The organism is Halomonas sp. THAF12 (assembly GCF_009363675.1).
In the GTDB taxonomy this organism is placed as follows: domain Bacteria; phylum Pseudomonadota; class Gammaproteobacteria; order Pseudomonadales; family Halomonadaceae; genus Halomonas; species Halomonas smyrnensis.
The window spans coordinates 1,007,245-1,027,876 of record NZ_CP045399.1 but is presented as its reverse complement, the minus strand read 5'-3'; the positions used below and the strand labels follow the sequence as shown (position 1 = coordinate 1,027,876).

Annotated in this window: 18 protein-coding genes; 12 read left to right on the top strand and 6 right to left on the bottom strand. The window is 69.7% G+C overall.

The annotated features are described in order from the left end of the window. Positions 1 to 18: 18 nt before the first annotated feature. Positions 19 to 987 (bottom strand): zinc ABC transporter substrate-binding protein, encoded by a 969-nt coding sequence (locus FIU88_RS04645; RefSeq protein WP_253742731.1) that lies wholly within the window; start codon positions 985 to 987, stop codon positions 19 to 21. A 176-nt stretch (positions 988 to 1,163) separates the two neighbouring features. On the opposite strand from FIU88_RS04645, the gene FIU88_RS04640 reads away from it, so the two are divergent. Beyond that, a complete protein-coding gene (locus FIU88_RS04640; protein ID WP_016855464.1) occupies positions 1,164 to 1,712 on the top strand; it encodes a PRC-barrel domain-containing protein in 549 nt (182 codons plus the stop codon). 60 nt (positions 1,713 to 1,772) lie between these two features. Here the strand turns inward: FIU88_RS04640 and FIU88_RS04635 are convergent, their stop codons facing one another. The 5 genes from FIU88_RS04635 to FIU88_RS04615 all read right to left on the bottom strand — a co-directional run bounded on the left by FIU88_RS04635 (position 1,773) and on the right by FIU88_RS04615 (position 7,900). Then, positions 1,773 to 2,561 (bottom strand): ABC transporter ATP-binding protein, encoded by a 789-nt coding sequence (locus FIU88_RS04635; RefSeq protein WP_152478352.1) that lies wholly within the window; start codon positions 2,559 to 2,561, stop codon positions 1,773 to 1,775. Beyond that, positions 2,558 to 3,661 carry an iron chelate uptake ABC transporter family permease subunit gene (locus tag FIU88_RS04630; RefSeq protein ID WP_152478351.1) on the bottom strand — a complete coding sequence of 368 codons (1,104 nt, stop codon included), beginning with the start codon at positions 3,659 to 3,661 and terminating at the stop codon, positions 2,558 to 2,560. Before FIU88_RS04630 ends, FIU88_RS04635 begins: the two co-directional genes overlap by 4 nt. Positions 3,662 to 3,674: 13 nt before the next feature. Further along, entirely contained in the window at positions 3,675 to 4,637 is a 963-nt protein-coding gene (locus FIU88_RS04625; RefSeq protein WP_152480127.1) for an iron ABC transporter permease, read from the bottom strand. A gap of 65 nt (positions 4,638 to 4,702) precedes the next feature. After that, a complete protein-coding gene (locus tag FIU88_RS04620; protein ID WP_016855460.1) occupies positions 4,703 to 5,641 on the bottom strand; it encodes an ABC transporter substrate-binding protein in 939 nt (312 codons plus the stop codon). A gap of 303 nt (positions 5,642 to 5,944) precedes the next feature. Continuing rightward, positions 5,945 to 7,900, bottom strand: coding sequence for a ligand-gated channel protein (locus FIU88_RS04615; protein WP_152478350.1), 1,956 nt, complete (start codon positions 7,898 to 7,900; stop codon positions 5,945 to 5,947). A 225-nt stretch (positions 7,901 to 8,125) separates the two neighbouring features. On the opposite strand from FIU88_RS04615, the gene FIU88_RS04610 reads away from it, so the two are divergent. From FIU88_RS04610 to FIU88_RS04560, 11 genes are all read left to right on the top strand, one after another. Beyond that, complete coding sequence (locus FIU88_RS04610) at positions 8,126 to 9,052, top strand: LysR family transcriptional regulator (protein ID WP_016855458.1); 927 nt, start codon at positions 8,126 to 8,128, stop codon at positions 9,050 to 9,052. Between the two features lie 69 nt (positions 9,053 to 9,121). Beyond that, positions 9,122 to 9,337 carry a DUF1656 domain-containing protein gene (locus FIU88_RS04605; RefSeq protein ID WP_016855457.1) on the top strand — a complete coding sequence of 72 codons (216 nt, stop codon included), beginning with the start codon at positions 9,122 to 9,124 and terminating at the stop codon, positions 9,335 to 9,337. Between the two features lie 2 nt (positions 9,338 to 9,339). Further along, positions 9,340 to 10,212, top strand: coding sequence for an HlyD family secretion protein (locus FIU88_RS04600; protein ID WP_016855456.1), 873 nt, complete (start codon positions 9,340 to 9,342; stop codon positions 10,210 to 10,212). Between the two features lie 6 nt (positions 10,213 to 10,218). Next, on the top strand, positions 10,219 to 12,276 hold the full coding sequence (locus FIU88_RS04595; RefSeq protein WP_152478349.1) for an FUSC family protein: 2,058 nt from the start codon (positions 10,219 to 10,221) through the stop codon (positions 12,274 to 12,276). Positions 12,277 to 12,334: 58 nt separating this feature from the next. Further along, the gene (locus FIU88_RS04590; RefSeq protein ID WP_152478348.1) at positions 12,335 to 13,210 is read left to right on the top strand and encodes an AEC family transporter; all 876 of its coding nucleotides are present in this window, start codon (positions 12,335 to 12,337) and stop codon (positions 13,208 to 13,210) included. 63 nt (positions 13,211 to 13,273) lie between these two features. Then, positions 13,274 to 14,461, top strand: coding sequence for a PQQ-dependent sugar dehydrogenase (locus FIU88_RS04585; RefSeq protein ID WP_152478347.1), 1,188 nt, complete (start codon positions 13,274 to 13,276; stop codon positions 14,459 to 14,461). 323 nt (positions 14,462 to 14,784) lie between these two features. Further along, on the top strand, positions 14,785 to 15,987 hold the full coding sequence (locus FIU88_RS04580) for a glycine betaine/L-proline ABC transporter ATP-binding protein (protein ID WP_152478346.1): 1,203 nt from the start codon (positions 14,785 to 14,787) through the stop codon (positions 15,985 to 15,987). Between the two features lie 5 nt (positions 15,988 to 15,992). Beyond that, positions 15,993 to 16,826, top strand: a complete 834-nt coding sequence (locus tag FIU88_RS04575) for a proline/glycine betaine ABC transporter permease (protein ID WP_040478295.1) — start codon at positions 15,993 to 15,995, stop codon at positions 16,824 to 16,826. A gap of 82 nt (positions 16,827 to 16,908) precedes the next feature. Then, the gene (locus tag FIU88_RS04570; RefSeq protein WP_026068484.1) at positions 16,909 to 17,769 is read left to right on the top strand and encodes a glycine betaine ABC transporter substrate-binding protein; all 861 of its coding nucleotides are present in this window, start codon (positions 16,909 to 16,911) and stop codon (positions 17,767 to 17,769) included. Between the two features lie 326 nt (positions 17,770 to 18,095). Continuing rightward, a complete protein-coding gene (locus FIU88_RS04565; RefSeq protein ID WP_152478345.1) occupies positions 18,096 to 18,518 on the top strand; it encodes a universal stress protein in 423 nt (140 codons plus the stop codon). 41 nt (positions 18,519 to 18,559) lie between these two features. Further along, the gene (locus FIU88_RS04560; RefSeq protein ID WP_016855448.1) at positions 18,560 to 20,218 is read left to right on the top strand and encodes a BCCT family transporter; all 1,659 of its coding nucleotides are present in this window, start codon (positions 18,560 to 18,562) and stop codon (positions 20,216 to 20,218) included. The last annotated feature ends 414 nt before the right edge of the window (positions 20,219 to 20,632 follow it).

Here is a 20,632-nt window from a genome sequence, read left to right as displayed (position 1 = left end):
CGTGGCGGGACGGACGGATCAGGCCTCGGGAATCTCCCAGCGGGCGGCCCAGTCGGCCAGCGCCTCGGGCAGCGGTGCCGGCGTGCCGCCCAGCGCCTCGACGATGTGCCGGGTATTGGCATGGAGCATGCCGATGTAGGTGCCCTCGGCGGTCCCCGCCTCGCCCATGGCGTCGGCATACAGCTGGGCGCCGACCGTCACCGCCTGGCCGCGTTGGCGGGCGGCGTCGATCACCGCCTGGACGGTGCGGGGATTGATGGTGCTCTCGACGAACACCGCCGGCACCGAGCGCTCGACCACCACGTCCGCCATGGCGCGGATATCGGCCACGCCGGTCTCGGTCTCGGTGCTGATGCCCTGGATGCCGGCGACCTCGATCCCGTAGGCGCGGCCGTAGTAGTGGAAGGCGTCATGGGCGGTCACCAGGATGCGCTGCGCCTCGGGAATGGAGGCCACGCTCGCCGCGATCCAGTCGTGCAGGGCGGCGAGCTCGCGGCCATAGGCCTCGGCGTTGTCCCGCATCGTCGCCGCGCACTCGGGGCGCGCCTCGGCGAAGGTCTCGGCCAGCACCGGCAGGGTCTGCGCCCACAGCGACACGTCCATCCACAGGTGAGGATCGATGCCGTAGGCATCCTGCACCCGGATCAGCGCGTCTTCGCCGATGGCGGCCGGCGAGACCGCCACGGTGGGCGTGATCTCGGCGAAGCGTTCCAGCACGTCGCCGAGCCGGCCCTCCAGCGCATAGCCGGAATAGAGGATGGTCTCGGCACGCTGCAGGGTCGCCACGTCCCGGGCGCTGGCCTGGAACAGGTGCGGGTCCACCCCCGGCCCCATCAGCGCCGTGACCTCGACGCACTCGCCACCGACCCGCTCGGCGACGTCGCCGAGCATGCCGATGGTCACCACCGTCTCCAGCGGCTCCGCGGCCTGCGCCGGTCCGCTCCCCAGGACCATGGCGAGCCCCATGGTCATCCATCGCATCCGCATCGTTGATCCTCCCGGTCAGCCGCTCCCGCAGATATAACACCCCGGCCACGACCGGGTAAAAGTGCCTGTATCACACATTGTTACACAACGAGTTGAAACTCATGGACATCAGACGACACTAATGGGTGTCGTCGACACATGACGACGCGATGGACACCGACTCAAGGAGAGACGCCATGACCCGCGATTCCCTTCGCCAGACGAGCATCACCGCCGCCCTGCTCGCCGCCGGCCTGACCGTCAGTGCCACCGCATCGGCCGCCCCGCAGGGCCTGTACTCCGCCGATGAGCTGCTCGACGCCGACGTCTACACCCAGGCGGATTCCGAGCGGTCGATCGGCGAGGTGGAAGACGTGCTGCTGGACGACGACATGCGCCTGCGCGCCCTGGTGATCGACTCCGGCAGCCTGCTCGACCTCAACGAGAAGCAGTACGTGGTCGAGGCCGACCAGTTCAAGGTCGAGACCCATCACGGCGAGCGCATCGAGGACATCGAATACCGCGTCACCCTGAGCCTCGACGCCGCCAGCCTGCGCGACCAGCCCGAATACACCGACGGCTGGTGGAACGAGGCCCGCGAGAGCATGCGCAGCGCCTGGGCCGACACCCAGGAAGGCGCGGCCAGCGCCTGGGAAACCACCCAGGAAGGCGCGTCCAACGCCCTGGATCGCATCGGCCAGGCCCTGCAGAGCGCCGGCGAGAGCGCCCAGAAGGCCGCCGAATAACCCGACTCGGCGACACTTCACCACTCCCACGCGCCCCGGCCCTGCCGGGGCGCGTCGCGTTCAGGCCCGGCGCAGGTCGGTCAGGATCGGCGTGCCGGTGGCCGGATCGGGCACCAGGGTGCAGGTCACGCCGTAGAGCTCGTGCACCAGCGCCTCGGTGACCACCTCGGCGGGCGCGCCCTGGGCGACGATGCGCCCGTCGCGCATGGCCACCAGGTGATCGGCATAGCGGCAGGCGCTGGCCAGGTCATGCAGCACCAGCGCCAGGGTGCGGCCGTCGGCGGCCAGGCGCCTGACCAGCTCGAAGACCTCCAGCTGGTGGCCCAGGTCCAGCGCCGAGGTCGGCTCGTCGAGCAGCAGCAGCGGCGTCTGCTGGGCGATGGTCATGGCGATCCAGGCGCGCTGGCGCTGGCCGCCGGAGAGCGCCTCCAGCGGCCGGTCGGCCAGGGCCTCCAGCCCCGCCGCGGCCACCGCCTCCTCCACCGCGCGCCGGTCGTCGCCGGACCACTGGCGCAGCCAGCCCTGGTGGGGCTGGCGGCCGAAGCGGATCAGGTCGCCCACGGTCAGCCCCTCCGGCGCCGTGGCCTCCTGGGGCAGCAGCGCCAGACGCCGGGCCAGCTCCCGGGGCGGCAGGCGCTGGATGTCCTGGCCATCGAGCAGCACCGCGCCCGAGTCCGGCGCGTGCAGCCGCGCCAGCCCGGCCAGCAGGGTCGACTTGCCGCAGCCGTTGGGGCCGACGATGGCGGTCACCCGGCCCGGCGGCAGCTCGACCGCCAGGTCCTCGATGATCGCGGTGCGACCGTGGCTCAGGCTCAGCGCCTCGGCCTTCAGGCGTTGCGGGGCGTTCATGAGACTCTCCTATGGGTGGGACGCATCAGGATCCACAGCAGCCAGGGGCCGCCGACCACGGCGGTGACGATGCCCACCGGCAGTTCGATGGGGGCCAGCAGCAGCCGGCCGGTCAGGTCGGCCAGCACCATCACCAGGGCCCCGGCCAGGGCCGAGGCGGTCAGCGGCACGCCCCGCGAGGTGGACAGCGAGCGGGCGATCTCCGGGCCGATCAGCCCGACCATGCCCACCGGCCCGGCCACCGCCACCGCCAGCGCGGTGAGCAGCACCGAGAGCCCGAGGATCTGGGCGCGCCGGCGCCGCAGCCCGACGCCGAGCCCGCGGGCCACGGCGTCGCTGAAGCGCATCAGCGACAGCGGCCGGGCCAGCGCCATGGCCAGCGGCCAGCCGAGCGCCAGGCCGATGCCCAGCACCGCGACGGCGCCGCCCGGGCGCGAATTCAGGGTGCCCACCGTCCACGGGTAGGCCTGGTTGGCGGTGTCGATGTCGACCCGGGCCAACAGCAGCTGGGTGACGGCGCCGAACACCGCGCCGATGCCGATGCCGGCGACGATGAAGCGATAGCCGCGGGTATCGCCGCCGCTGGCCACGCCGAAGGTCACGGCCGCCGCGGTGGCCGCGCCGACCAGCGCCATGGCCGACGGTGCCAGCGACACGCCGAGCCCCACGACGGAGGCCACGGCGAAGGCGGTGGCGCCGTTGTCGATGCCGATGATGCCGGGGGTGGCCAGGCGGTTGCGGGCCAGGGTCTGCATCAGGCAGCCGGCCAGCGCGAAGGCGGCGCCGGTCAGCCAGGCCGCCAGCAGCCGCGGGAAGCGCAGCTCCCGCACCAGGAAGCCGGCCAGCGGGTCGCCCTCGCCCTTGAGCGCCGCCCAGGCGCCGGCGGGCGACAGCACCTGCTGGCCCAGGCACAGGTAGGCCAGCGAGGACCCCGTCAGCAGCCCCAGCAGCAGCAGAGAGACGATCAGCGCGCGGCGCTCGATCAGCAGATGGCGCTCGCCCCGGGCCAGGCGCCAGTAGCCCGGCGGCGGCGCGACGCGGCGTGGGGCATCGGCGCGGGCAGGCATCGGCAGGGGCTCGGACATCAGGGTCTCGGACATGACGGTCTCCGGCTCACAGGGTCGGCAGTCGACGGGCGCGCACCACGGCGACCAGCACCGGGGCGCCGACCAGGGCGGTGAGCACGCCCAGCGGCAGCTCCGACGGCGCCACCACCCGCCGCGAGACCACGTCGGCGGCGAGCACCATCAGCGGGCCCAGCGGCAGGCACAGCCACAGGGTGCGGCGAATGTCGGGGCCGGCCAGGGCGCGGGCCGCGAAGGGCACCACCAGGCCGACGAAGGCGATCGGCCCGGCGATGGCGGTGGCGGCGCCGACCAGCAGCGCCACCGCGATCACCACCAGCGCACGCACCCGGCCGGGGCGATGGCCGAGGCCCGAGGCGACCCGCTCGCCCAGCGCCAGCGCCGCCAGGGGCCGGGCGATCAGCGCGGTGACGACCAGCGCCAGGCCCAGGCTCGGCAGCACGGCGGCGAGGTCATCGAGGCGGCGCCCGGCCAGGCTGCCGACCACCCAGAAGCGGATCTCGTCGGCGGTGCGCTGATCGAACAGCAGCAGCAGCGAGGTCAGCGAGGCCAGCAGCGCCGAGAAGGCGGCCCCGGCCAGCACCAGGCGCACCGGGTCGTCGCCCGGGCCGCGCAGGCGTGCCACGCTCATCACCGCGAGGCAGCCGCCCAGGGCACCGACCTGGGCCACGGCCACGCGCAGGGTCGCCGCGCTGGCGCCCAGCCACAACGCCACGGCCACGGCGAAGGCGGCCCCGGCGCTGACGCCCAGCAGTCCGGGCTCGGCCAGCGGGTTGCGCGACACGGCCTGCAACAGCGCGCCGGCCACGCCCAGAGACAGCCCCACGGCGATGCCGATCAGGGTGCGCGGCAGGCGCAGGGTCTCGACCACGAACCGCGCCTCGCTGTCGCCGTGGCCGGCGAGCACCGCCAGGGCGCGGGCCGGACCGACCTCGCCGGCGCCCCACAGCAGGCTGGCCAGCACCGCCAGCGCCAGCAGGCCGGACAGCATCGGCATGACACGGGAAAGCCCCGCCGATGGGCGGGGCTCGATGTTGACGGAGGCGGCCTTCGACATCAGGGCACGAGCGCCGCTTCGATGTCGTCGAGGATGGCCTCGGCGGCCAGCGGGCCGTTGGCGCTGGTCCACAGCTGGCCGTCCACCGGCACCACCCGGCCGTTGTCGACCACCGGCAGGCGGGCGAAGGCCGGGGAATCCTTGGCCGCGGCCAGGGCCTCGTCGCCCTCCTCGTTGAGGGTGGCCAGGAACAGCCAGTCGCCCTGCAGCCTTGACAGGTTCTCCAGGCTCAGCGGGTCGCTGTGCACGCCATGACCGTTGACCAGGTCGCCGGAGGCGACGTCCAGGCCGACGGCCTCGAGCAGGCCGCTGGCGAACAGCCGGTCGGACATCACCAGCGGGCCCTGGGGCATCCAGCGCACCAGGTTGGCGGTGGCGCCGACCTCGGCCGCGTCCACGCGCTCGGCCAGCTCGGCGGCCCGGCTCTCGACGCCCTCGATGGCCGCGTTCACCGCGTCCTCGCGGCCCAGGGCCTCGCCGAACTGGCGCCCCTCGACCTTCCACGCCTCGGGGGTAATGCCCGGGCTCTGCGGCACCACGGTGGGGGCGATCTTCGACAGCAGCGCGTACTGGGCATCGGCGAGGCTCGGGCCGGCCAGGATCAGGTCCGGGCGCTCGCCGACCACCGCCTCCATGTTGATCTCGCGCACCACGCCGACGATCGCCGGGCGCTGATCGCCGAGATGCGGCGCGATGTAGCGGGCCACGTCGTCGCCGCCGCGGGTGGTCACCGCGCCCACCGGCATCACGCCGGCGGCCAGGGCGGCATCCAGGGCGCCTTCATAGAGGGTGACCACGCGCTCGGGGGCGTCCGGCACCTCGATCTCGCCGTGGGCGGTGTCCAGGGTACGTGCCTGGGCCGGGGTGACCGCGGCGGCAATGGCCGCCACCAGGCAGGCGCCGATCAGGGTCGACGCCCTGGGCAGGGAAACTGACATGGAAGCTCCTCGACTCGCCGGGCACCCGTGCGCCCGGCCATGCGAATATTTGCCAATGATAATGAATCTCAAAGGGGTTCTCATCCCCGCTCGGCGCAACGTCGCGTTCGATGTTTCGCAACGCGACGTTGCGGGAGCGCAGGAACCGGGGCCAGAGGCTGTTCGCCCAGCCGGGCATGAACGCTCGCCGGAGAGGTCCACGGGCCGGGCGACAGCACCGTCACGTCGATCGCCTCCCGCCCTGCGCGGCCAGCGCCGCGCGGCGGCCGGTGACCAGGACCGGGGCCGGCGATACGCGGGCGATCAGAACGCGACGTTGATGCCCAGCCACAGGCGACGGCCATCCTCGACGTAGCCGTACTCTTCCTCGGTGATGTCCTCGTCGAACAGGTTGTAGAGGCCGGCGTTGAGGGTGGTCTGCGGCGTCAGCTGATAGCCGAGGCCGGCGTCCACGAAGGTGTAGGACGGCGCGACGATGGCATCCTGGGACGGACCGGTGGTGGGCTGGCTCTCCTCGCCGCGATAGGTCAGGCGGGTCCACTGGTTCAGGCGCTCGGTGGCCTGCCAGTCCAGCGATGCCGAGACCTGGTGCTTGGGCAGCTGGGTGAGCGGCTCGCCCTCGTACTCGCCGCTCTTCTGCTCGGAGTCGGTGTAGGTGTAGCTGGCGCTCAGGTCCAGATCGTCGGCCAGCGGCGTGGACAGGGAGAACTCGACGCCCTGGGTGACCGCCTCATCGACGTTGACCCGGTAGGTCGGATCGGAGCCGAAGTCGTTGGCGCCATCGGTGCATACGGACGTCGGGCAGTTGATGCGGGTGATCTTGTCGTCGAAGTCGGTGTGGAAGACGGTCAGGCCGGCCATCAGGCCGTTGTCGCCGGCATAGTGCAGGCCCAGTTCCTGGCTGAGCGAGGTTTCCGCCTCCAGATCCGGGTTGCCGTAGATGTTGCCGCCGCGGCTGACCTGGACCCAGCCGGGGCTGGTGTAGCGCAGGTCCGGCGCGCGGAAGCCGGAGGAGACGCCGCCCTTCAGCGTCCAGCGGTCGTCGAGGTGCCAGACGCCATACAGGCGCGGCGACCAGTGGCTGCCGTAGTCCTCGTCCTCGTTGAGGCGCACGCCGCCGGTCAGCGAGAAGTCCTCGGTCAGCATCCATTCGTCCTCGGCGTACAGCGCCCAGCGATAGCGGGTCAGCTCGCTCAAATCGGACGTCTCGGACTGGTTGCCGCCGTCCTCCAGGCGCTGATCCTCGTACTGGCCGCCCAGGGTCAGGATATGGGCGCCCAGCGGCAGCACCGCCTTGGTGTCGGCCACGGTGCTCTGGTAGCTGTTGTCGCGGGAGGGGTTGTCGATCTCCTCGTGCTGCACGTAGCTGGTGGTGGTGCCGACGTCGAAGTAGCCGTCGTGGCTCAGCGCGAAGTGGCGGCGATCGTACTCCTGTTCGGAGCGCTCGTTCGGCCCGCGAGACCCCACCAGCTCGACGGACTCACCGGGATTGGTGATCCGACGCTGCTCGCTGTAGCCCGCCTCGAGGCCGATCTCGTGGATGTCGTCCGGCGTCCAGCTCAGCTTGGCGGTGCCGCTGGCCAGGCGCTGGTCGGCGTAGCCGCCGATGATGGCGTCCTCGTCGCGCTGGTCGTACTGGCCGTAGACCTGCAGGCCGAGACGGTCTCCGATCAGCGGCCCGGCGACATGGAAGCGGCTGTTGTGCTCGTCGCCGGAGGCGGAGTCTTCCTGGATCGTCATGCTGGTGGAGACCTCACCGCCCCACTCCTGCGGCACCTTGCGGGTGATCACGTTGATCACGCCGCCCAGGGCATCGGAGCCGTACAGCGACGACATCGGGCCGCGGATCACCTCGATGCGCTCGATGGCCGACAGCGGCGGCATCCAGCCCTGCTCGATGCCCGGGCCGTCGCTGTTGGGGCGGGTTTCCCGCGAGCCCTGACGCTTGCCGTCGACCAGCATCAGGGTGTATTTGGCGCCCATGCCGCGGATGCTGATGTCCTGGGACGACCCGCCGCCGGTGACGGTCACGCCCGGCACGTTGCGCAGCGCATCGGTGATGTCTCGGTAGGCGCGGCCTTCCAGGTCCTCACGGCTGATCACGCTGATCGAGGCCGGGGCATCCTGCACCTGCTGCTCGTAACCGGCGGCGGTGACCACGACATCGTCAAGCTCGGCCGTTTCCTGCGCGACGGCGGGGGAGGCCGCCAGGCCGGCGATCAGCGAGGCAAGGACGGTGCGAGAAGAGGGGAACGACATGTGTGGCGACTCCTGAAGATCCCACCGGCCTCATCCGGGCCGGCTTTAGTTAATGCGAATTTTTATTATTCACATTCTTCCATATTCGCTCGCTCGCGTCATGGCACGGCGCGTTGCGTGACACGCAACGCGATCACGATTCTCACCGATCACAACAACGAGAATGATTTTCAACCAGCGTATTGCTACGATGGGCCTTCCGTTAGCACCCTACGGCTCAACACCATGCACGATGCCGATGAACTGCTCGCCTTCGCCGACGTCATGGACAGCGGCAGCCTCACCCTGAGCGCCCGCCGGCTGGGCGTGGCGAAATCGACCCTGAGCCGCCGCCTCCAGCAGCTGGAAGCGCGGCTCGGCCAGCCGCTGATGCGGCGCCAGTCGAACCGGCTGGAACCCACCGAGGCCGGACGCGTCTTCCACGACTACTGCCTGCGGCTGATCGCGCTGGCCGACAAGGGCCGCCAGGCCCTGGACGAGCTGCGCGAGGAGATCAGCGGCGAGCTGACGCTGGAGGTCCACGAGGGCCTGTCGCGCACCTGGGTGGCGCCCGCCCTCGACGCGTTCATGGCCCGCCATCCCGCGCTGAAGCTGAACCTGCTGACCCGCGACCAGCTGCCGGGCCAGGCCGCCTGCCATTCGGTGGTGGTGTGGTACGGCGAGACCGGCGAGACCGCCCTGCGCCAGGAGACGGTGGCCCGGCTGCCGCGCGGGCTCTATGCCCATCCCGACTACCTCGCCCGCCACGGCACGCCGTCCCATCCCCGCGACCTGGACGGCCACGCCTGGATCGACCTGCTCGGCGAGGCCGAACGCGGCCTGGTGCTGCGCCACCCGCGCGAGGGCGAACACGACGTCTGCCCGCCCGGCTCGCGGCTGCGCGTCGATCGCCTGCTGCTGCACTCCGACGCCATCGCCCGCGGCCACGGCCTGGGCGTGCTGCCGGTGTGGATGGCCGAGCGCCGCCGGGCGGCCCACCCGGACCAGCTGGTGCGCTGCCTGCCCGACTGGCAGGCCTCGGCGATGCCGGTGAGCCTGCTCTACCCTCACGGCCACCGGCCACGCAAGGTCACGGCGCTGCTCGAGTTCCTGCGCGGCGCCTGCCCCGCCGACTGGGCCACCGCCCCCGAGGCCGCCCCGGCGGAGGCCTGAACCACCCGCCGTGCCTGTTGCGACGGCGATTGCTAGAATGGAGCCCTTAACGACGCTCAAGGAGCGAGCATGGGACTTCGCGAAATCGCCGTCGGCGGCCTCTATCTCTCTCCCCTGCTGCTGTATGCCCTGCTCGGCTTCGGCGCCACGCTGCTGATCCGCGCGGTGCTCTATCGGCTGCTGGGCGCGAACCGCCTGTGGTTCGAGGCCTGGTTCGACACCGCCCTGTTCGTGATCTGCACCGCCGTCATCGCCTACCTCTCTTCCGCCACCGGGAACGCCTGAACATGCGCACCCTGCTACGCAGCCTCGTCACCCTGGTCGTCGTCGCCATCGCCATCGCCGCCGGCCTGTGGCTGTGGCACTACTACCTCTATACGCCCTGGACCCGCGACGGCCGCGTGCGCGCCGAGGTGATCACCGTCGCCCCGGATGTCTCCGGTCGCGTGGTGGCGCTGACGGTGGGCGACAACCAGCGCGTCGACGAGGGCGAGACGCTGTTCCAGATCGATCGCGCGCGCTACGAGACGGCGGTGAACCGGGCCGAGGCGGTGGTGGCCCAACGCCAGGCCGAGCTCCAGCAGAGCCAGGACGAGGCCTCGCGGCGCAACCGCCTGAGCCGTCAGGCGATCAGCGCCGAGGGCCAGGAGACGGCCCGTATCAACCGCCAGGTGGCCAGCGCCACCCTCGACCAGGCCAAGAGCGACCTGGCCAGCGCCCGGCTCGACCTCGAACGCACCACGGTGTCGGCTCCGGCGGCGGGCCACGTGCTCAACCTGCAGCTCAGCGAGGGCAACTACGTCAGCGACGGCGAAGAGGTGATGGCGCTGATCAAGGAGGGCTCCTACTTCGTCACCGGCTACTTCGAGGAAACCAAGACCCCGCAGTTCTCGGTCGGCGACCCGGCGCGGGTGATCCTGATGAGCGGCGACACCGAGCTGGAGGGCCACGTGGAGAGCATCGGCCGCGCCATCGCCGACCCCAACACCGATCCCAACAGCCAGCTGCTGCCCCAGGTGGACCCCACCTTCAGCTGGGTGCGGCTGGCCCAGCGCATTCCGGTGCGCATCGCACTGGACGAGATTCCCGAGGGGACGACCCTGAGCGCCGGCATGACGGCCTCGGTGTATGTGGAGCCGAACGTCGAGCCGACGGAGTAACGGCGCATGTCCCTCTGGCTGCAGGCCTATCTCACGCCGAGTTCCGATGCGGTCAAGTTCGCCGCCAAGGCCACCCTGGCCATGCTGCTGGCACTCTACGCGGCGCTGTGGTGCGACCTGGAGCGGCCCTACTGGGCGCTGATCTCGGCGGCCTTCCTGCAGGTCCGCCCGATGAGCGGCATGGTGGTCGAGAAGGGGCTCAGCCAGATCAGCGGCACCCTGGTCGGCTGCGGCGCCGGCATCGCCATCATGAGCCTGTTCGCCCAGGCGCCCATCCCGGCGCTGGCCGCCCTGACGCTGTGGATCATGTTCTGCACCTACGGCAGTTCGCTGCTACGCAACAACGCCTCCTACGGCTGCATCATGGGCGCCGTCACGGCCATGCTGATCGTGGTGATCGGCGCCGGCCAGCCCGACGGCATCTTCTCCATCGCCGTGGCACGGCTCTCCGAGCTGTCGCTGGGTGCGCTGTGCGCCACCCTGGTCAGCGCGCTGCTGTGGCCGATCAAGGTCGGCGACCATCTCGGCCGACAGGCCGACGACGTGGTCAACCAGGCCTTCCGCCACGCCGCCCTGCGGCTGACCGACAGCGACGATCTCGACGAGCTGCAGGGCACCCTGACCCACAGCCTGGAGCCGCTCACCCAGCTCGAGACCGACAGCCAGGCCGCCCGCTACGAGGGCCCGGAAGGGCCGGGCCGGATCCGCGCCAGCCACGTGCTGACTCGCCGCACCCTGCGCCTGCTGGCCACCCTGCACGCCCTGCAGCAGATCCTGCATCACTACGGCGAGCGCATCTCGCCGACCATCCACCGGCTGGCCGAGGAGCTCGCCGACGGCTTTCGCGAGTCGGCGGAGGTCAGCGGCATCGCCCCGGCCCAGCGACGCCTTCACGCCCTGCGTCACCGGGTCAAGGACTGCCCCGACGACGACGGGACGCCCCTCGAGCAGCGCTGCCTGCTGGGCCTACGCGAGGCGCTGGGCCACGCCGTGGTGATGCTCGACGCCCGCGATGCCATCAGCCACCCGGGGCGCATGCGGCTGCGAGGCGCGGCACTGGCCTGGCATCGCGACCACCTGGTGGCCGGCCTCAACGCCGTGCGCGCGGGCCTGGTCTTCTCCCTGCTCGCCGCCTTCTGGCTGGCCACCAGCTGGGACAACGGCCAGGTCGCGATGCTGCTCGGCACCCTGTTCTCGGCCTTCTTCGCCACCCGCGACAACCCGGTGATGGTGTGCATGATGTTCGCCAAGGGCATGCTGGCGGCGATTCCCAGCGCCTTCCTGTTCGGCCACGTGCTGCTGGCCCAGGCCAGCGGTTTCCCGATGCTGGCGATGATCCTGATGCCGCCGCTGTTCCTCGGCCTGCTGGGCGCGGCCAACCCGCGCCTGATGGGCTACTGCCTGGCCTTCACCATCGGCAACATCCTGCTGACCATGCCCGACAACGGCATGGACTTCTCCTTCGACAGCTTCATCAACCGCGCCATCGCGGTGATGATCGGGATGTCCGCGGTGGTGACCGGCTTCCGACTGCTGCCCGGCTTCGGCTCGCGGCTGCGCAAGCGCCGGCTGGTGGGCGCCATCGTCGGCGACCTGCGCCGCCTGACCTCGCCGCCGATCCACGAGGCGGAGGCACGCTTCGTCGGCGGCATGGCCGACCGTCTGCTGCACCTGGCCAGGCATGACGACGTGCTGCCCGAGGACCAGCGCCATCTCTTTACCCTGGGCCTGACCGGGCTCGACATCGGCTATGCCTGCCTGCAGATGCGCCGCCGGCTGGACGACCTGCCGGACGAGGCCCTGCACCGCGCCAAGCGCGACTTCTTCGATGCCTTGGCCCAGGCCTACGCCGACAGCGCCAGGGGCCGCTCGCCCGACGCGGTGGCCCCGGCCGGCGAGGCGCTGGTCGAGGCCGCCCGCCACCAGCCGGCACTGAGCGAGCGCCAGCGGGCCCAGCTCGCCGGCCTGGCGCAGCGTCTCGAGCTGTCGCTGGAACGCCAGGCACAGCGAGCCCGCGCCCTTCAAGGCCTCTCGCCGCCCCCGGCGCAGGCGGAAGTGGCATGAGTCACGCCCCGCCGCCACGGCTTTACCCGCTCATTTCCCTCAGCCAAGGAGACGCTGCATGTTCGCCGAACTCTTCGCCGTGATGGCGCCGGTCATCGCCGGTGCCGGTCTGGGCTTCGGCTGGGTTCGGCTCGGCCACGACTACCCCGTGGCCTTCGTCACCCGCCTGGTGTTCAACATCGGCACCCCGGCGCTGGTGCTCGCCTCGCTGGCCGGCGCCGAGATCGACGCCGACAGCTTCGGACGCACCATGCTGGCCACCGCCCTGGTGCTGACCGCCATGGGCGCCGCCACCCTGGTCTCCGCGCGCCTGCTGCGTCGCGACTGGCGGGTGCTGCTGGCGCCGATGATGTACCCCAACACCGGCAACATGGGCCTGCCGGTGGTGCTCTATGCCTTCGGCGAGGCCGGCTTCGCCTTCGGCATCACGGTGATGGTCACGGTCTCGCTGTTCCAGTTCACCCTCGGCACGATGATGACCAGCCGCGGCAATCCGCTGAAGTCGCTGGCCAAGACGCCCACGGTCTACGCCATCCTGATCGCCCTGGCGCTGCTGCTCACCGACACCGACCTGCCACCGTGGATCGCCAACAGCGTGGACCTGATCTCGGGCTTCACGGTGCCGCTGATGCTGATCACCCTCGGGGTGTCGCTGGCCCATATCCAGGTCAGGAACCTGCGCTCGGGGCTCGGCTTCTGCCTGCTGCGCCTGCCGCTGGCCGCCGGCCTGGCCTGGGGCATCGGCGCGCTGCTGAACCTGCCGCCCATGGCCCATGCGATCCTGGTGCTGCAGATGAGCATGCCGGTGGCGGTGTTCAACTATCTGTTCGCCCAGAAGGCCCGCCGCGAGCCGGAATACGTGGCCAGCCTGGTGTTCTGCTCGACCCTGCTGTCGCTGATCTACCTGCCGCTGCTGCTGGCCTGGCTGATGTAGCCCCGGGCCGGCGACCGTGGACACCGCCTATACTGGAGGCCGCCCCGTCCACGGAGCCGGCCCATGATCCCTCCCTCGCGTTTCCCGTTCGCCTGCCGCCTGCCGAGCGCGGCGCTGCTCGGCCTGCTGCTGAGCGCCATGGCCCACGCCGAGCCGGCCCCGTCCCGGCTGGTTGATACCCAGCGCCTGACGATGTGCCTGACGCCGCTGGTCGGCGGCCTCGACCATCCCTGGGGCCTGACCCAGCTGCCCGACGGCCGGCTGCTGGTGGGCGAACGCCCCGGCCGCCTGAGCCGGCTCGAGGCGGATGGCACCCTGACCCGGCTGGCGGGCCTGCCCGAGGTCTCGGCCCGCGGCCAGGGCGGGCTGCTCGACCTGGCCCTGCATCCCCGCTTCGGCGACGACGGCGGCGAGCACGACTGGCTCTACTTCACCTGGAGCCGGCCGGTGCCCGGCGGCGACGCCACCGCGCTGTCCCGGGCGCGTCTCGAGGGCGACCGGCTGACCGACGTGCAGCGGCTCTTCGTCCAGAACCGCGGCGCCGGCCCGGGGCGACACTACGGCTCGCGGCTGGCCTGGCGCCCCGACGGCACCCTGCTGATGAGCGTCGGCGAACGCGGCAGCCCGCCGCGCGCCCAGGACGGCGGCGACCACGCCGGCAGCATGCTGCGCCTCACCGAGACCGGCGGCGTGCCGGCCGACAATCCCTTCGTCGACGATCCCGAGGTGCTGGACGAGATCTTCAGCCTCGGCCACCGCAATCCCCAGGGGCTGATCGTCACCGACGACGGCACGGCCTGGTCCACCGAGCACGGCCCGCGCACCGGCGACGAACTCAATCGCCTGGTGCCGGGTGCCAACTATGGCTGGCCGGAGGTCTCCCGCGGCCGCGACTACGTGACCTTCCTGCCGGTCGGCGAGGACAGCGCCCCGGGCATGCGCGACCCGGTGCATGTCTTCGAGGGCCGCTTCGCCCCATCGGGCCTGACCCGGGTGACCTCGCCGGCCTTCGCCCCCTGGCGGGGTGATCTGCTGGCCGGCGGGCTGCGCGGCGAGGCGCTGCTGCGGTTGCGCCTCGCGGGCGACAGGGTGATCGAACGCGAGAGAGTGCTCGAGGGAGAGCTCGGCCGCATCCGTACCGTGCGGCAAGGCAACCATAGCCACATTTACCTGCTGGTCGATGCCGCTGAGGGTGGCCTGTGGCGTCTTTCCCCTACGACATCCCGAGCCGCCGCAACCTGCGCCGAATGAGGACTCACCGCCGCCCCCCGGCCCGGACGGGGGCGCCCGACGAGAATTCAACGCGCCCGCGCGTTACCCAACGGCCGCGTTGATAACAACCTTCGACCCCCATCACTCGCGCTCGGCACCATCGTTGTGGCCCTGCGAGGCGACGATGACCGTTATTTAGGCGACATTCGGCACCATTCGAACTTTGTTGGATTCAACGCTACGGTATTGCGTTTTATTTCGCGTCAACGCAGCCGGCTGGCATGCTGGCGTCAGGCTTCATCACAACCACTCGCCCACCCCTGCCGTTCAACGCAGGCACGGGCGTCGACCAAGGTTCGCCAATGAGTGACAACCGAAACGTCAAGATTCGGGTCCGCAACCTCAGCAAGGTCTTCGGCAACCAGCCGAAGAAGGCGCTGGAACTGCGCGACCAGGGACTGAAGCGTCCCGAGATCCTCGACAAGACCGGCCAGACCCTGGGCCTGTCGAACATCGACTTCGATGTCTACGAAGGGGAACTGCTGGTGATCATGGGGCTGTCCGGCTCCGGCAAGTCGACCCTGATCCGCTGCCTCAACCGCCTGATCGACCCGACCGAGGGCGAGATCGTCATCGACGGGCAGAACATCCCGAGCCTCAAGGAGAAGGAGCTGCTGGAATGCCGCCGCCGCCACTTCTCCATGGTGTTCCAGAACTTCGCCCTCTTCCCCCACCGCACCGTGCAGCAGAACGCCGAGTTCGGCCTGGAGATCCGCGGCATCGATGCCGGCGAACGTCGCGAGACCGCCCGCAACGCCCTCAAGCAGGTCGGCCTGGACGGCTGGGAAGACGCCCTTCCCCGCCAGCTGTCCGGCGGCATGCAGCAGCGCGTCGGCCTGGCTCGGGCGCTGGCCAACGACGCCAGCGTGCTGCTGATGGACGAGGCCTTCTCGGCCCTCGACCCGCTGATCCGCGGCGACATGCAGCAGGAGCTGCTGCAGCTCCAGCACCGCATGAAGAAGACCACCGTCTTCATTACCCACGACCTCGACGAGGCCCTGAGCATCGGCGATCGCATCGTGCTGCTCAAGGACGGCGAGGTGGTGCAGATCGGCACCCCGGAGGAGATCCTCACCGCCCCCGCCGACGACTATGTCCGCCGCTTCATCGAGGGCGTCGACAAGTCGCGCATCCTCAGCGCCGAGAGCGCCATGCGCAAGGTGCGCTCCACGGTGCGCGACACCGATGGCCCGCGCACCGCGCTGCGCAAGATGCGTGACCACAGCCTCGATTCCATCTACATCCTCGACCGCGACCGCCGCCTGGTCGGCCTGATCGATGCCGATGGCGCCAGCCAGGCGCTGGAGGATGGCAAGCAGACCGTCACCGAGGTGATGACCCAGGACTTCCGCAAGGTCACCCGCGAGGAGCCGCTGCACAACCTGTTCGCCATGTTCAGCGAGAACCGCTTCCCGATCGCCGTGGTAGACGACGACCAGGTGCTGCAGGGCGTGGTCGTGAAAGGCGCCGTCCTCGATGAACTCGCACAGGCAGGAGACCACTGATGGCTATCGAATTTCCGCGCATGCCGCTGGGCGACTGGATCGAGAACGGCCTCAACTGGCTGACCAGCGAGTACTCCGCCGTGACCCGCGGCATCTCGCGCATCACCCAGACCGGCATCGATGGGCTCAACGATGCCCTGATGTGGCTGCCCGACTGGTCGCTGCTGGTGATCATCGCCGGCCTGTGCTGGTGGCTCGCCAACGTGCGTCTGGCCATCGGCGCGGCCGCCGGCCTGGCACTGATCTGGAACCTCGGGCTCTGGGACCCGATGATCGAGACCCTGACCCTGGTGGTGATCGCCACCCTGGTGGCGGTGATCATCGCCCTGCCGGTGGGCATCGCCGCGGCGCTCTCCGAGCGGCTCTATCGGACGATCATGCCGGTGCTGGACTTCATGCAGACCATGCCGGCCTTCGTCTACCTGATCCCGGCCATCCCGTTCTTCGGCATCGGCTCGGTCTCGGCGATCTTCGCCACCGTGATCTTCTCCATGCCGCCGGCGATCCGCTTCACCACCCTGGGCATCCGCCAGGTCCCCACCGAGCTCGTGGAAGCCGCCGACGCCTACGGTGCCACCCGTGGCCAGAAGCTGTTCAAGGTCCAGCTGCCGCTGTCGCTGCCCACGGTGATGGCCGGCATCAACCAGACCATCATGCTGGCGCTGTCGATGGTGGTCATCGCCGCCATGATCGGCGCCGACGGCCTCGGCAGCGAGGTCTGGCGTGCCATTCAACGCCTGCGCCCGGGGGATGGCTTCGAGGCCGGCATCGCCGTGGTGATCCTGGCCATGCTGCTCGACCGCCTCACCCAATCGCTGCGCAAACGCGGCAAGGCCTGATGATCGGCCGTTGAACGACCGCCGGTTGAATCCGGCGGTGCGTCTCAGCATGCTCGTGAACACATTCCGAAGGAGAATCATTATGCCTAAGCAACCGATGCGCATCGCTGGCCTGGCCCTCATCGCCGGCGCCAGCCTGACCGCGGCGACGGCCCAGGCCCAGGACAAGGGCAGCGTTCACCTGGCCTACGTCGAATGGGCCTCGGAAGTCGCCTCCACCAACGTGGTGCGCGCCGTGCTGGAGCAGGCCGGCTACGAGGTCGAGATGACCTCGCTGTCCGCCGCCGCCATGTGGCAATCGGTCGCCACCGGCGATGCCGACAGCATCGTCGCCGCCTGGCTGCCGACCACCCACGCCGACTACCTCGAGCGGGTCAGCGATCAGGTCGACGATCTGGGTCCGAACCTCGACGGTACCAAGCTCGGCCTGGTGGTGCCCGCCGATAGCGACATGAACTCCATCGCCGACCTGAACGACCACGCCGACGCGCTGGGCGGCAAGATCACCGGCATCGATCCGGGCGCCGGCCTGATGAGCCTCACCGAGGACGTCATCGACGCCTACGAGCTGGACCTCGACCTGCAGAGCGGCAGCGGCGCCACCATGACCGCGGCCCTGCAGACCGCCATTGCCAACGACGAGCCGATCGTGGTGACCAGCTGGACGCCGCACTGGATGTTCGCCCGCTGGGACCTCAAGTACCTCGAGGACCCCCAGGACGTCTATGGCGGCGCCGAGCAGATCCATACCATCGCGCGCGACGGCCTCGAGGAAGACATGCCGGGCGCCTACGCCATCCTGGACGCCTTCGAGTGGACGCCCGAGCAGATGGGCGAAGTCATGCTCATGAACCAGGAGGAAGACTCCGACCCCTACGAGAACGCCAAGCAGTGGGTCGAGGACAACCAGGACCTGGTGCAGGAGTGGCTGCCGCAGTCGTGATGGCGACCGCATGACAGCCAGGGGGAGGTGTCTCACGGGGCACCTCCCCCTTGCGTGTCGGGCGCCGGCGTCAACGGCGCGAGCGCACACGGAACCGGACGCGTCGCAGATTGCCGGTTATCAGTCCTATTCTATTTGATTAGAATCCCCTGTCCGATCGCGCCCCGCGCCGTCGGATGACCACGACAATGACAACAAGGGCAACGCCTCCCCGGACGACGCCGATGACCGTGCCGCGGCCGTTGAAAGCGCGGCACGCTCGAATCGCCGTCCAACGGCCACACTGAGCGTGTGAGCGCGGACGCAACCCAACAAGGAGCGCAGGCATGTTCAAGAAGATCCTGGTGCCGGTGGACCTGGCACACCCCGATGTGTTCGAACCATCGCTGAAGGTCGTCGCCGATCAGGCCCGGCATTACGATGCCGAGGTCTGCTACGTGGCGATCATCGCCAATACCCCGGGCAGCGTGGCCCGAACCCCGGACGAGTACCAGCAGAAGCTGGAGGCCTTCGCCCAGGAGCGCGCCCAGGTGCACGGCCAGCCGGTCAGCGCCAAGGCCATCGTCTGCCCGGACCCCATCGCCGATCTGGATGACGTGCTGGTCAAGGCGATCGACGAGCTGAGCGTCGATCTGGTGATCATGCAGACCCATCCGCCGAAACACCTGGATGTCGTGCTTCCCTCACACGGCGGCAAGATTGCCACCCACACTGACGCATCGGTGTTCCTGGTCCGTCCACAGGACTGATGCGCCCCACTCGTTCCTCGACGTCAACAAGGAGAGATCCCGTGACGAACGACAACAAAGCCCCCGAGGGGGCCGCCGGCGAGGGCATTCCCGCCCCGGAAGGTCCGGCCAACCTGATCGATACCGATTACGTGATCGGCCAGGACAACATCACCACCAACAAGTTCGGCCTCGATGTCGATCTGCACGGCAAGGTCTTCACCGTGTCGTCGCTAGTGATCCTGGTCTTCGTGATCCTGACGCTGGCCCTGCAGGCCGAGATCGAGCCGATCTTCGACGCCATCTTCAGCTTCCTGACCGGCAACCTCAGCTGGGTCTTCCTGCTCGGCGGCAACATCTTCGTGCTGGTCAGCCTCGGCATCGTGCTCTCGCCGCTGGGCAAGGTGCGCATCGGCGGTGCCAATGCCACGCCGGACTTCAGCTACGCCGGCTGGTTCGCGATGCTGTTCGCCGCCGGCATGGGCATCGGCCTGATGTTCTACGGCGTCTCCGAGCCGCTGACCCACTTCGGCACCGCCCTCGACGGCACCACCGTGGAGAACGGCGTACGCACCGACTGGGCGCCGCTGGGCGCCGCCGCCGGCGACGAGGTCGCCGCCCAGAAGCTGGGCATGGCCGCCACCATCTACCACTGGGGCCTGCACCCCTGGGGCGCCTACGCCATCGTCGGCCTGGCACTGGCGATCTTCGCCTTCAACAAGGGCCTGCCGCTGACCATGCGCTCGATCTTCTACCCGATCCTGGGTGAGCGCGTGTGGGGCTGGCCGGGACACCTGATCGACATCCTGGCGGTGTTCGCCACCCTGTTCGGTCTGGCCACCTCGCTGGGCCTGGGCGCCTCCCAGGCGGCCGCCGGCCTCAGCTACCTGTTCGACGTGCCCAACAGCAACATCACCATGGTGCTGCTGATCATGGGCATCACCGCCGTGGCGATGTGCTCGATCCTGCTGGGCGTCGACAAGGGCGTGCAGCGCCTGTCGCAGCTCAACATGGTGCTGGCCTTCCTGCTGCTGGTGTTCGTGATCATCGTCGGCCCGACCCTGCTGATCGCCACCGGCTTCTTCGAGAACCTGGTCGCCTACGCGGTCAACCTGCCGGCGCTGGCGATGCCCTTCGGCCGTGAGGACGCCAACTTCAGCCAGGGCTGGACCGCCTTCTACTGGGCCTGGTGGATCTCCTGGTCACCGTTCGTCGGCATGTTCATCGCCCGCGTCAGCCGCGGCCGCAGCGTGCGCGAGTTCCTGACCGCCGTGCTGCTGGTGCCGACCCTGGTCTCGGTGCTGTGGATGACGGCCTTCGGTGGCACCGCCATCGATCAGGTCATCTCCGACGGCTTCCAGGGCGTCCAGGACGCCGCGCTGGAGATCAAGCTGTTCGCCATGCTCGGCCAGCTGCCGCTGTCCGCCATCACCTCCTTCGTCGGCATCATCCTGGTGATCGTGTTCTTCGTGACCTCCTCGGACTCCGGTTCGCTGGTCATCGACTCGATCACCGCCGGCGGCAAGGTCGACGCGCCCAAGCCGCAGCGCATCTTCTGGGCCATCATCGAAGGCGCCATCGCCATCGCCCTGCTGCTGGGCGGCGGCCTGACGGCCCTGCAGACGGCGGCCGTCTCCACCGGCCTGCCCTTCACCATCGTGCTGCTGCTCGGCTGCTACGCGCTGGTCAAGGCACTGAGAAGCGAGCCCAAGGGCAACTGAAAGACGCCCTGATCTCGACGAGAAAGGCGGCCTTCGGGCCGCCTTTTTCGTTGGCGCGTCGGCCTCGAGCGTCACCGCCATGGCGCCGATCGGGCCGAGTGTCGATATGATGCAACACCTGTACATCTTACTTGCCTAATGTAAATTTTCCCGCTCGTCGGTCGATGCCGTGCAGGCCACGCTCCGCGGGCCTCTGCGCCGTTTTCCGACGGTGCCGTCAGGCCGCGACAGCCCCCGCCGGTGCCGCCTCGCGATCCCCCTCCTGCACCGGCTGACACGATACGCTGTTGGCGTATCGCGACACTTTTCCCCTCCCGACACGCCGCAAACGAGTCGTCACACGGTGACACCTCGACCAATACCAGCATAGATATCTGATATAAAAGCTTTTTTTCCATTCCGGCCCGATGCTTG